At 53.3% G+C, this 12,167-nt stretch carries 11 protein-coding genes; 4 read left to right on the top strand and 7 right to left on the bottom strand.

Annotated elements, in window-relative coordinates:
- Nucleotides 1–6 precede the first annotated feature (6 nt).
- The 4 genes from ACYUBO_RS00055 (at nt 7) to nadC (ending at nt 3,137) form a co-directional block, all read left to right on the top strand.
- Nucleotides 7–507 carry a cupin domain-containing protein gene (locus tag ACYUBO_RS00055; RefSeq protein WP_460371414.1) on the top strand — a complete coding sequence of 167 codons (501 nt, stop codon included), beginning with the start codon at nt 7–9 and terminating at the stop codon, nt 505–507.
- 121 nt (nt 508–628) lie between these two features.
- Entirely contained in the window at nt 629–1,387 is a 759-nt protein-coding gene (gene nadX / locus ACYUBO_RS00050; protein ID WP_460371412.1) for an aspartate dehydrogenase, read from the top strand.
- Nucleotides 1,384–2,289: a quinolinate synthase NadA gene (gene nadA / locus ACYUBO_RS00045; protein WP_460371410.1), complete on the top strand. Its 906-nt coding sequence runs from the start codon at nt 1,384–1,386 to the stop codon at nt 2,287–2,289. Before nadX ends, nadA begins: the two co-directional genes overlap by 4 nt.
- Entirely contained in the window at nt 2,286–3,137 is an 852-nt protein-coding gene (gene nadC / locus ACYUBO_RS00040; RefSeq protein WP_460371408.1) for a carboxylating nicotinate-nucleotide diphosphorylase, read from the top strand. Before nadA ends, nadC begins: the two co-directional genes overlap by 4 nt.
- A 13-nt stretch (nt 3,138–3,150) precedes the next feature.
- Here the strand turns inward: nadC and ACYUBO_RS00035 are convergent, their stop codons facing one another.
- From ACYUBO_RS00035 to ACYUBO_RS00005, 7 genes are all read right to left on the bottom strand, one after another.
- Entirely contained in the window at nt 3,151–3,969 is an 819-nt protein-coding gene (locus ACYUBO_RS00035) for a DUF4349 domain-containing protein (RefSeq protein ID WP_460371406.1), read from the bottom strand.
- Between the two features lie 152 nt (nt 3,970–4,121).
- Nucleotides 4,122–6,146 carry a sodium-translocating pyrophosphatase gene (locus tag ACYUBO_RS00030; RefSeq protein ID WP_460371404.1) on the bottom strand — a complete coding sequence of 675 codons (2,025 nt, stop codon included), beginning with the start codon at nt 6,144–6,146 and terminating at the stop codon, nt 4,122–4,124.
- Between the two features lie 161 nt (nt 6,147–6,307).
- Nucleotides 6,308–7,081 carry a tetratricopeptide repeat protein gene (locus tag ACYUBO_RS00025; protein ID WP_460371402.1) on the bottom strand — a complete coding sequence of 258 codons (774 nt, stop codon included), beginning with the start codon at nt 7,079–7,081 and terminating at the stop codon, nt 6,308–6,310.
- A gap of 110 nt (nt 7,082–7,191) precedes the next feature.
- A complete protein-coding gene (locus ACYUBO_RS00020) occupies nt 7,192–8,595 on the bottom strand; it encodes a DNA-directed DNA polymerase II small subunit (protein WP_460371400.1) in 1,404 nt (467 codons plus the stop codon).
- A 137-nt stretch (nt 8,596–8,732) separates the two neighbouring features.
- The gene (locus ACYUBO_RS00015; protein WP_460372412.1) at nt 8,733–9,860 is read right to left on the bottom strand and encodes an aminotransferase class I/II-fold pyridoxal phosphate-dependent enzyme; all 1,128 of its coding nucleotides are present in this window, start codon (nt 9,858–9,860) and stop codon (nt 8,733–8,735) included.
- A 49-nt stretch (nt 9,861–9,909) separates the two neighbouring features.
- The gene (locus ACYUBO_RS00010; protein WP_300331303.1) at nt 9,910–10,401 is read right to left on the bottom strand and encodes an Lrp/AsnC family transcriptional regulator; all 492 of its coding nucleotides are present in this window, start codon (nt 10,399–10,401) and stop codon (nt 9,910–9,912) included.
- A 7-nt stretch (nt 10,402–10,408) separates the two neighbouring features.
- Nucleotides 10,409–11,692 (bottom strand): ORC1-type DNA replication protein, encoded by a 1,284-nt coding sequence (locus ACYUBO_RS00005; RefSeq protein ID WP_460371398.1) that lies wholly within the window; start codon nt 11,690–11,692, stop codon nt 10,409–10,411.
- Between the last annotated feature and the right edge of the window lie 475 nt (nt 11,693–12,167).

Raw genomic sequence — 12,167 nt, 5'->3', positions numbered from 1 at the left:
TTCTGTATGCCTGAAGGTGAGAAGGAATCTATCATCGGAAGAACGATCATGCCACGTGATATGGTCATCTACAAGGAGGATACAATAGCAAGCCGGACACTGATCATGAGCCGTGAGGGAACTGTCACCCTCTTTGCCTTTGACGAGGGGCAGGGTCTCTCCGAGCACACAGCCCCTTTTGATGCTCTGGCTTTTGCTCTCGACGGGGAGGCGGAGATTACGATCGCCGGTTCTTCCCACTATCTGAGAGAGGGTGAGATGATCATCATGCCCGCAAAGATTCCCCATGCGGTACAGCCGGCCACACGTTTCAAGATGATGCTGGTCATGATCCATGCCGGGATTCAGGAGAAAGCAGGCAAAACCGTGAATATCGGGGAGAAAGAGAAGAAAAAGGAGGAGAAAGGGGCAAAGAAGGAGAAGAAGGAGAAGAAGCGAGCAAAGAAAGAGAAGAAAAGGAGTAAAAAGCAGGAGAAGAAGAGGGCAAAGAAAGAGAAGAAGCAATAAAAGAGAGATGGGAGAGAGATGGCGGTAACCAGCCATCTGTCATCCCCGGGAAGAGCAGGATGACTACCGGTTTGATCCGGATCAGAACCGTTTATACCGGGAAAATGCAATAACAATACCAATGATCAGGATCGGGCTGCTTGGTTGCGGGAATATCGGCCATATCATAGCGAAGAACCAGAATGGTTTCTCGATTATAGCAGTCTTTGACCAGATTGAGGGGAGGGCAGACGAACTTGCAGCTGCATCCGGTGCCCTTCCTTTCACAGATTTTAATGCATTTTTATCAGCCGGTTTTGATATTGTCGTCGAGGCGGCCTCGGTTACAGCCGCGCAGGAGTACGGAGAGAGGATCCTTCTCTCAGGCCGTGATTTTGTGGTGATGAGTGTCGGTGCACTCTCAGATTCAGCCTTCTGCGAGAAGCTTGTCACGCTGGCCAAAGAGAAGGGAAAGAAGATCTATATCCCCTCCGGTGCGGTGATGGGACTGGACAATATAAAGGTCGGACAGATATCGGGGATCTCCACCTTCCTCCTCAGGACAACAAAGAGCCCAAGATCACTCAATATTGAGGCTGAAAAACCGATGATGATCTTCTCGGGAAAAGCCACCGAATGTATCAGGAACTATCCAAAGAACACCAATGTCTCAGAAGCACTCACGTTAGCAGCTGGGCATGAGGTTGATGTTGAACTCTGGGTGGATCCTGAAGCTGATCGAAACACCCATGAGATCTTCATCGAAGGTGAGTTTGGCGATGCATATATCCGGGTGAGGAATGTGCCAAGCCCCGATAATCCTGCAACAAGCTACCTTGCCGCCCTCTCCATCCTCTCCCTGTTAAAGAATCTCGATAACCCGCTGGTGATCGGAACATGACGATCCAGGAAGAAATACAAAAGTTAAAAATCGCCAGAAACGCCCTTATCCTTGCCCATAACTACCAGCCAGCAGAGATCCAGGATGTTGCGGATATCGTCGGCGACAGCCTTGAACTCGCGATCAAAGCAGCAGGGGCAACTGAACCTGTGCTTGTCGTCTGCGGAGTCCGGTTCATGGCAGAGACTGCAAAACTCCTCTCTCCGGAAAAGACTGTCCTGCTCCCTGCACCTGATGCCGGGTGCCCGCTCTCCGACTTCCTCACACCCGAAATGGTTCACGAGGCACGAGAGAAGTATCCGGGTGCTGCGGTTGTCGTCTATGTGAACTCGAGTGTGGAGGTGAAGGCGGCCGCAGATATCACCTGTACTTCAGCAAATGCAGCAGCCGTTGTCCGGTCACTCGATGCAGAGACGATCCTCTTTGGACCGGATGCCAATCTTGCATCCTTTGTACAAAAACAGATTCCAGAGAAGCGGATTATCCCGCTCCCGCCCGGTGGGCACTGTTATGTCCATTGCGCCTTCACAGAGGATCAGATCCGGGAGGCGAGGTCGAAAGGGTGGCGGATCGTCTGCCATCCCGAATGCCCCCCAAAGATTCAGGCAGACTCTGATCTGATCGCATCAACCGGCGGCATGGTGCAGCATGCATGTGAATGCGATGAATGGTTCATCTGCACCGAACGGGAGATGGGTTACCGGCTCAAAAAACTCCACCCTGACCGGCAGTTCCATGTCGATCCTGAGGCAATCTGCAAGGATATGAAGAAGACGACGATCGAAGACCTCCATCGGTCACTGCGTGATGGTATTCACGAGGTGAAGATCCCTGACGAAATCGCGGTGCCTGCCAGAAAAGCGGTCGAGGCAATGATGGCTGTTTTGGAGAAGAGTGCATGATACAGAATGAATCACTCCGGCGGTTTCTTGCTGAAGACGCACCCTATGGCGATATCACGACCGGATCAATTATCCCGGATACTGAGGGGAGGGCTGCGATCCTCTCCCGCGAGACCGGGGTTGTCGGAGGGCTCGAGGAGGCGATCTTCCTCTTTGCCGAATGCGGAGTTGAGGCACGAGCCCTCGCACGTGATGGGGACTGGATCGATCCGGGGCAGCAGATCCTCGATATTACCGGACCTGTTCATGGCATACTCCTTGCAGAACGGACAGTGCTGAATCTCATGGGGAGGATGTCCGGGATTGCAACCGCTACCCGTCGCTTTTCTGCCCTGATCGATTCGGTGATACCGGGCGCACGTATCGCCGGAACCAGAAAGACTGCGCCGGGACTTCGCTTCTTTGACAAAAAAGCGATTATACTCGGGGGAGGGGACCCCCATAGGAACTCCCTCTCAGATGCTGTTCTGATCAAGGATAATCACCTCGCTCTTGTTGGTATTGAAGAGGCGATAACCCGTGCACGGAGCGTATCGCAGTACCGGGTGATCGAGGTGGAGGCGGAGACACCTGAAGATGCATGTACTGCCGCTGCTGCTGGTGCTGATATCATAATGCTCGACAATATGGATCCGGAGACGGTGATGATGACGATTCAGCTCCTCAAAGACGGCGATCTTCGGGAGCGTGTCAGGCTGGAGCTCTCCGGGGGCATCACCCCGGCAAGTGCCGGATCCTATGCCGGATGCGAGATCGATCTCGTCTCCTCGGGATGGCTCACCCATTCTGTGAAAAATTTTGATCTCAGCCTTGAGATGCGGATGGCGCTTCGGACGATAAAATTATAAGAGGATTTTTCTCCTATCCTCTTCTCTTTTTCACTATATACCAGGCAACCCCGCCGATTACCACAAGCGGGAGAAGTGCAAAGACGGCAACGATAATGATCCCGATCATAAAGAGGAACGCAGCAATGCCGGTGTTTACGATACTGGTAATCGAGAACCCTGAATCGATCCCAAGCGGTTCCCCTTCCCTGATCGAGACCGTGATGGCCGCTTCATCGATCTGCGACTCAAGCAGCTTCAGCCTGCCCGTCACCCGGTCAAGGTTCAGCTGTGCAGAATCAATCGCAGTCTGAACCTTCAGGATCTCTTCAACCGTCTCTGCTTTGTCAAGGATCTCGGTGAGACGGTTCACCTGGTTCTCAAGAGCCCGTTTCTCGGCATGGAGATCGGTATATTCAGCTGTCACATCACGGCTTTTTACCTCACGCTGGGTAAGGGTGCCGACAGATTCGATCTCCTGCATCACTGCATCGAACGAATCCGAAGGCACCCTGAGAACGATATGTGCGGAGAACTGCTCGCGGCCATCACTCATCCCGCCCGAGGTGAGGGAGAGTGACTGGATACGGCCATGGTAACGGGCTGCGATTGCGGTGATCTCCTCGGAGGCGACCCTCGTATCACGGGCCTGAAGGCGGATCCATCCATCCTTGATCACCTTCTGATCGGGATAGGCTGCGGCTGAGTCAGCTGCCATGTTCCTGTCATAGGCAACAACAGACTCGGTCATCACCGGTGCAGACTGGTACCCGGAATCAGCCATCATGCAGCCTGCCGAGGCAGAGAGGCCGATGAGGAGAAGAAGGAGGAGAGGAATGAGTGTTTTTTTCATATCAGTCACATCCTGATAAAGAACCTAATGCTTTTCCTGACTTTATAGATGGCGATAACTGCGATTTTTTTCGCAATCTGCACAAGATCACAATCTGCAAGGATTTTCCAGGAGATCGTAAGAAGAGAGAAAAAAAAGTGAGGCTATCATCCTCAGACGAGGATGAGGAGCGGGGCAAAGACGAGTGCCACCATCGCCATCAGCTTCAACAGGATGTTGATGGCAGGACCTGAGGTGTCTTTGAAGGGGTCACCGACGGTGTCGCCGACGACTGCTGCCTTGTGGGCATCAGATCCCTTTCCACCATAGTTGCCCTGTTCGATGTATTTCTTTGCATTGTCCCATGCACCACCGGCGTTTGCCATGGTGATTGCAAGGCAGAACCCTGCAACAAGGGATCCTGCAAGGAGACCGCCAAGAGCCGCGGGGCCAAGGAAGTATCCGACAAGGAGCGGTGCTGCAACAGCGAGGACGCCAGGTGCGATCATCTCACGGAGTGCGGAGTTTGTGGAGATTGCGATACAGGATGCGTAATCCGGATCCGCCTTCTCCTCCATCAGTCCGGGGATCTCCTTGAACTGGCGGCGTACCTCGAGAACAATCTCGAATGCTGCCTTTCCTACTGCGGTCATGGTGAGTGCGCAGAAGAGGAATGGAAGCATGGCACCGATGAGCATGCCGACGAAGACCATCGGGTTCGTGACATCGATGATGTTAAGACCGACTGCAAGGGTGTATGCAGAGAAGAGGGCAAGTGCTGTTAAGGCTGCTGAGCCGATTGCAAAGCCCTTTCCGATTGCGGCGGTGGTGTTTCCGACTGCGTCGAGGGTGTCGGTGATCTTCCGGACCTTTGGATCCTGATGTGACATCTCTGCAATACCGCCGGCATTGTCTGCGACAGGGCCGTATGCATCAACGGCAAGGGAGATTCCAAGCGTCGAGAGCATACCGACTGCGGCGATTGCAATACCATAGAGGCCTGCAAACTGGTAGGAGATGATGATCGCAATTGAAACGAAGAAGACCGGGAAAACGGTCGATTCCATGCCTTTTGCAAATCCGCTGATGATTGTTGTTGCGGATCCGGTCTGGGCGGATTTGGCGATCGAGAGTGTCGGTGCCCTGTCATAGGATGTGTAATATTCGGTGATGAGACCGATTGCAAATCCTGCGACGAGACCGGCAATTGCGGCATAGAAGATGCCAACATACTGTGGTCCAATCAGGGTTGTGACGAGGAAGTATGTCGCGATCACAACAAGGATAATTGCAACAATCAGGCCTTTGTTGAATGCCATGTGAATGGCGCTGGACTCGGTCTTGTTTGTCCTGACAAAGAATGAACCGATGATTGCCGAGAAGATACCGAGTGCGGCGATCATCATCGGGAGGAGGACGAGCTGCATCGGGTCGAGGCCGGCATACATCTCAGTATGGACTGCGGTGATACCAAGCACCATCGCAGCGATGATCGAGCCGACATAGCTCTCATAGAGGTCTGCACCCATTCCGGCAACATCGCCGACATTGTCACCGACATTGTCTGCAATGACGGCAGGGTTTCTCGGGTCATCCTCGGGGATGCCTGCCTCGACTTTTCCGACGAGATCTGCACCAACGTCAGCTGCTTTTGTGAAGATGCCTCCGCCGACACGGGCGAAGAGTGCAATCGAGGATGCTCCAAGACCAAAACCTGTTACGGTCGAGAGGACAGTCTCCTGGGGAAGACCCATTGCGGAGAGGGCGAGATAAGCGAGAGAGAGTCCAAAGAGACCCAGCCCGACAACGGCCATTCCCATAACAGACCCGCTTGAGAATGAGACCCTGAATGCCTCTGCAATACCACGGCGGGCGGCGTTTGTGGTTCTCACATTCGCTGCGGTTGCCGTATACATTCCGATGTATCCGGCGGTTGCCGATAGAACCGCACCGAGGATGAAACATGCTGCGGTGAGGGGTGATATTCCGATTGCCAAAACAATCGCCAGCACAACGACAAAAACTGCAATTGCACGGTACTGGCGGTTCAGATAGACCATCGCGCCGAGATGAATCGCGGCGGCGATCTTCTGCATCACCTCTGTTCCTGTCCCCTCTCTCTTCACCATCATGAAGGAGTACCCTGCAAATGCAAGGGCGATAAGGGCAGCAACAGGTGCCAGGTAGATAAGATCCATAGTTAAGGTACCTCCAATGTGTTCAGTATGCCTTCCATAGAAGAAGGAACGAGAACCTTATATATCATATGGAATTTATCTGGTTGATTACGTCTATCAACGAACTCTTATTCGGGAGAATAAACCTGGCGCGCAGAGGGCATAATGTATGGCGGGAAAGCTCAGAGGGAGGAGAGGATCATCCCAAATGTTTCAACCTGATTCTCTGCCTGCGCCATCATCCGGGTTGCCACCGCAGGTGTCAGAAGGGGATTGAGCTCCATCGCTTTCATATAATCCTCTGAGGCTTTCTGGTAGGCATTTGATGCGAGCCGTGCATGTTCTCCGCCAGAGCTCATGATCTGGTCTGCACCTTTCATCGATCTCATATCCGCATCATGGTTCATGGTGATGAACATGTATGCATCTCCCCGGTACATCCTGAACTCTGCATTTTCAGGGTTTGCAGCGATCAGCAAATCGAGATCCACAATCGCCTCCTGATAACGCCCCTGGGAGAGGAGGGCAGACGCCCGTGTCATGAGGGCATCGGGATCAGCGGGATCGCGGATGAGGGCTTCATTGAAGCACTCCTGCGCACCATCAGAATCGCCAGCCATAAGGAGGGCACGCCCTCTTCCAACCGGGTATGCCGGGTTATCCGGGTCGATTATAGCGGCAAGGGAATACACGTCCGCCGCTCCGAGGTACTCCCCCTGCTTATACAGGCATTCGCCCTTCTTCTGCAGGAGTTGGGTATTATTCCCATCAAATCCAAGGGCATAGGAATATGAAGAGATTGCCATTGTATCCTGATCCATCCCTGCAAGGCTGTCTCCGGCAAGGGAGAAGGTGGATACAGCCGCTGATTGGAACCCCGACTGAAACGGCGAGGGGAATATGATGATGACAGCCGCAAGAACCAGGCAGAGATAAAGAAGGTGGTACAGCTTCATGAATGAATTGTCTATTGATGATTCAGATATTTAAACCGAATTATCACCTGCATTGCAGAAGAGAGGGGTTCAAATCAGGAGATATGGGTAATCGGATGAAGAGGAGAAGATCAGGAGAGGAAGTCGTAGATCTGCGGCTCCATTTGTTCGAGATCGACGACAACCGCCTGGCCGGGGGTCGGGTTGATATTCATCTGCTTCTGGAAGGCGGTCTGGGACTGCCAGGCCCCGGCATTCACCGCAAGGACACCCCGGTACCGGGAGATGCCGGTGATATGGACATGCCCGGTATGGAGGATCTCGGGAACGGGATCGATTAAGAGCCGGTCTTTTTCGGTTGCGAGCACAGGTGTCCTCCGCCCGTACGTCGGGGCAAGGTGACGACGTTTCAGCATCGCCTCCATCATCTCTGCCGGCGCCTCATACCGGGCACCCGGAATCATCCCGATCAGATCATCGATGCTCCTGCCATGGTACATCAGCACACGGGCACCGTGAATCGAGACGGCGGCCGGGTTCTCCACAAAAGTACAGTTCTTTGGATACTGTGACCGGAACTCAGGCGGAATCACCGGCTGGGGTTCTGCACCCCGGACAACATCGTGGTTTCCGGGTGCAAGGACGATCCCAAGCGAGGAAGGGAGCGTCTGGAGCATCTCGCCGAGCCGGTCATATTGTTCATAGATATTGGGGATGGTCAGCTCTTTCTCCTGTCCGGGATAGATGCCGATACCGTCAACCAGATCACCTGCAACAAGGAGATAGCTGATATCATCAGCAGCAGAGATCCAGTCACAGAACCGCTCCCAGGGCTCCTGGAGAAAGGTATCGGATCCGATATGGATATCTGATATAAGTGCCACCTTCCCGGAATTTTTCGGGGTATAGGGGGCATGCTGAACCGGAACATCAGGGCGGAAGAGCTGATCCGCATAGAAGAGTTTCCCTTCAGGGGAGGGTTTGCCCCGGACCCCGATAACCTCATCGGGGACGATCCGCTCTGCATCGGAAAAACCATCCCTTCCATTATTGAAGAGGACCGGCATCGTTCCGGTTGGATCTTCCAGTTCAAGGATCCGGTGCCCTTTTGCAGTCGACTTCACATCAATCACAATACCAATGATGGTGACCTCGCTGTCGCGGAACCTGGAGGAGTGGGTCAGAGCCTCGATCGGGATCGCACCGGATCGTTTCCTGATGAGAGAGCCAAGACAATCGTACCGGTTCCTGAAGAGGGAGACATAATCCTCGATCTGCCGGACCGGACCGGCTGATCCTTCCATCCCCTCAACCACCTCAAGGAGGGGATCGGCGGTGAACCTGATCCCATCCCTCTTCGGGGTGAGCGAAGGGATATGTGAGGGGAGGACAACGGCGCAATCCTTCCTGATACCGGCAAGAATACCTGAGATAAGAGCCGGATCTCCCCGCTCCCTGAGGTAGGAGACGACGGTCGGATCGACCAGATGGCCGGCTTCACAGAACCTGGCAATGATCTCCTGCTCGGCGAGCATAGTCTCTCATTGGATCTCTGATCCAATTATACCTCTGATCCGGATCCCCTGTAACGAGAGGATACAATGAGAAAGGGTTGGGGCGGTTTTGGATTATTCAGGATGCACTGTGGATAATCAGAAAGGATAGCGGAGTTTTAGAGCGACTCTATAAACTCCCCAATCCTCTTGACCGCTTCACTCAGATCATCCCGTGAGACCGCATAGGCACATCTGATATGGCCTATACCCGACGGGCCGAATGCGCTGCCGGGAGCCACCGCGACCTGCTTTTCGACCAGAAGCCGCTCGGCAAACTCTTCATCCGAGAGGCCGGTTGATTCGATCGAGGGGAATGCATAGAATGCGCCCTTTGGAAGGTGGCAGGGAAGACCGATTTTGTTCAATCCCGCCACAAAGAGGTTTCGCCGCATCCGGAATTCGGCAACCATCCGGTCTTTTGAATCCTCTGCATGTTTCAGCGCCTCGATTGCAGCAAACTGGGACATCGTGGGTGCGCAGAGCATCACATACTGGTGGATCTTGAGTGCTGCACTCGTGATCTCAGGAGGTGCACAGAAGTACCCGACCCTCCACCCGGTCATCGAGTATGCCTTTGAGAACCCGTTTAAGGTGATTGTCCGCTCCCAGAGGGAATCAAGCGATGCCGGTGAGACATGCCTGCCCTCATAGGTGAGTTCGGAATAGATCTCATCGGAGATGAGGAGGAGATCGTGATCCACGATGATATCACTGATCGCTTCGAGATCCCCCTGCTTCATCACCCCCCCTGTCGGGTTATTGGGGAAGTTGAGCATCACGACTTTGGTCTTCTTTGTGATCCTCTCCATCAGGGCTTCCGGGGTGACCCGGAACTCGTCCTCAGCCGGGCAGGGGAGTGGAACCGGGATGCCGCCTGCCAGCATCACACAGGGGCTGTAGGAGACATAACAGGGATCGGCAACAAGAACCTCGTCACCAGGATCAACGACCGTCCTGACGGCGAGATCAAGGCCTTCGGAGACACCGCCCGTTATGATGATCTCATTCTGTGGATCATAGCTCGTCCCGTACCGCGAGATGAGGTACGATGAGACGAGATCCCGGAGCTCTTCCAGGCCCTTGTTGGAGGTGTATGCTGTTGCACCCCGTTCGATCGAGTCGATACCGGCAACGGAGACGTTCCAGGGGGTATTGAAATCCGGTTCACCCACACCAAGTGAGATCACGTCATTCATCGTGAGGAGGAGATCAAAGAACTTCCGGATCCCGGAGGGGGGAATCATCTCCGCCCGCTCTGAGACAAAGCTCCTCTGCGGGTGGTTGCGTCCCCTCTCAGAAACTATAGGGGAGACGTTCAACCCCTTCACTTCTCTGTAACTCACAGCCATACTCCTTGTAAGTTTTCATTACGATATGGGTCACCGTCTCCCTGATGCTCTCGAGGGAGGCGATCTGGCCGGAGACGAACTCCGAGACTTCCTGCATCGTCCTGCCGCAGACGATCAGCTGAAGATCATAGCTTCCGGTGACAAGCCGGAGCGACTTCACTTCAGGGAACCTGGCAACACGGTCTGCGATCCTGTCATACCCAAATTCGCTCTCCGGGCTGACCTTCACCTCAACAACTGCGGTGACGCCATCGTCGCCTGCTTTCTTCCAGTCGATGACGGCAGTATACTTTCGTATAATTCCGGCCTTCTCCATTCCGGCGATCCGTGTCGCAATATCATGTGTTGACAGATTCAACATCGTTCCAAGGTCCTTGGTACCAATCCGCGAATCGGATTCAAGAACCCTTAGGATTTCCCTGTTTTTTTCGTCCATACTCTATTCACCTAAAGAGTTTACCGGCTTGCTCTTCATTAAATCTGGAGATTTTATGCTCTACAAGACGAGGATCCTTAAGGACAACATCCCAGATACGATCGGTTGAGGCATCGAAGGATATCTCTTTCGTCCGTCCATATCGTCCCTTTGATATGACACGAGTAGATATGACACCAAGCATATTTAACTCACTGATGAGATCGGTCACCCGGCGGTGGGTCAGGGTTTCGAGGGAGATCTCACGGGTCACCTCACGGTATAACCGCATCACTTCTCCGCTTGTGAAGATCTTCTGGTTGATCCGGTACAGGAGGAGCATCGCATAGAGGACAACCTTGCTCTGCGTGGGGAGGGTGGCGATGCATTCCACCATGCTGTCTGTCTCGATCTTGTCCTGTGCCAGGCGGACATGCTTCTCTGTCACCGAACTTTCGCTCTCCCGATCGGCAAGCTCCCCTGAGACACGAAGGAGATCGAGTGCACGGCGGGCATCACCATGCTCCTGCGCGGCAAGCGCCGCACAGAGCGGGATGACATTGTCATCAAGTGCTCCCGGGACAAATGCATCATCTGCACGCTGTTTTAAGATATCAACGAGTTGGGGGGCGTTATAGGGGGGGAAGACGATCTCTTCCTCTGAGAGGGAGGAGAGGACCCGTGGATCAAGGAAATCGGTGAACCTGAGATCATTTGAGATACCGATGATACAGACCTTGGAGCGTTCGAGATCGGAATTGATCCTGGTGAGGTTATAGAGCGTCTCATCCCCGCTCTTCTTGACGAGCTTGTCGATCTCGTCGAGGATGATGACAAGAACCCCGCCTGAGTTCTCCAGGATATTCTTCAGTTCAGCATAAACCTGATCGGTCGGCCAACCCGTCATCGGGATATGAGTCCTGGTCCGGTCAGAGCTGAGGTCATCAACATTCTCGACGAGTTTTGCTATCTGGGCAAGCACCCGGTACTGGGTATCGATCACTTCGCAGTTTAAGTGGACGACGCGGCAGGTGGTGTTTAAGTGGCTTCCGGCATTCTCAAGTTCGGCGCCGACATACCGGACGGATGCCGTCTTTCCGGTTCCGGTCTTGCCATAGATCAGTATATTGGAAGGGGTTTCATTATGCAGCGAGGGGGCAAGAACCGCCGCGATGGAATCAATCTGGGGTGTCCGGTGGGGAAGCGTCTGCGGACGGTAGCTATGCCTGAGAATCTCACGGTTTTTGAAGATCTTATTGTTTCCGAGGTATTTTTTAAAAAGACCCATTGATCTGTTGCCTTCATCGTCCACTCATAATCACATCCCCTGATACGGATCAACCATCGAACCGCTCACTGAAGCAGAGACTATATGATTCACTACTGGATATTAAACCCCACTATTTCCACTGGAGATGTCACATGGAACCGGAAGTAAACAGATGTATCAGATGTTTATGTGACAGGATCTGTTGTACGAAAGGATCGGCTGCCAGATGGACGATCTGCATTGTGGGTACATGGGATCTGGCGGGATCAGATGGAATGGGATTCCTGGCAACCGGATTGTATCGGATGAGAGAGCAGCGGGTTACCTGAATTTTCAGGATTTTATATAACCCCTTTATTTCGAGTGGAAACCGGATCTATGGGAATAATGAGCTATTTTGGCTCTTAAAGAGTGAACAGAGTGATAATTTGGCTCTATTTTGGATTGCCACTGGATGTATCAAGAAGCCGGATCATTCGGAGGAGATACGGAGTACCTGAAGAGAGCAGCTGAAACA

It is taken from the genome of Methanocalculus sp. MC3 (assembly GCF_054767395.1).
The sequence above is the reverse complement of the archived record's forward strand: the minus strand, read 5'-3'. Positions and strand labels throughout refer to the sequence as shown.

Excerpts from the sequence above, each read along its gene's own strand:
- ACYUBO_RS00015 (WP_460372412.1), bottom strand. The coding sequence starts at position 9,860 with ATGATTCCCCCCTCCGGGATCCGGAAGTTCTTTGATCTCCTCCTCACG.
- ACYUBO_RS00025 (WP_460371402.1), bottom strand. The coding sequence starts at position 7,081 with ATGAAGCTGTACCACCTTCTTTATCTCTGCCTGGTTCTTGCGGCTGTC.
- ACYUBO_RS00030 (WP_460371404.1), bottom strand. The coding sequence starts at position 6,146 with ATGGATCTTATCTACCTGGCACCTGTTGCTGCCCTTATCGCCCTTGCA.
- ACYUBO_RS00035 (WP_460371406.1), bottom strand. The coding sequence starts at position 3,969 with ATGAAAAAAACACTCATTCCTCTCCTCCTTCTTCTCCTCATCGGCCTC.
- ACYUBO_RS00010 (WP_300331303.1), bottom strand. The coding sequence starts at position 10,401 with ATGGACGAAAAAAACAGGGAAATCCTAAGGGTTCTTGAATCCGATTCG.
- nadX (WP_460371412.1), top strand. The coding sequence starts at position 629 with ATGATCAGGATCGGGCTGCTTGGTTGCGGGAATATCGGCCATATCATA.
- ACYUBO_RS00055 (WP_460371414.1), top strand. The coding sequence starts at position 7 with ATGCCTGAAGGTGAGAAGGAATCTATCATCGGAAGAACGATCATGCCA.
- ACYUBO_RS00020 (WP_460371400.1), bottom strand. The coding sequence starts at position 8,595 with ATGCTCGCCGAGCAGGAGATCATTGCCAGGTTCTGTGAAGCCGGCCAT.
- nadC (WP_460371408.1), top strand. The coding sequence starts at position 2,286 with ATGATACAGAATGAATCACTCCGGCGGTTTCTTGCTGAAGACGCACCC.
- nadA (WP_460371410.1), top strand. The coding sequence starts at position 1,384 with ATGACGATCCAGGAAGAAATACAAAAGTTAAAAATCGCCAGAAACGCC.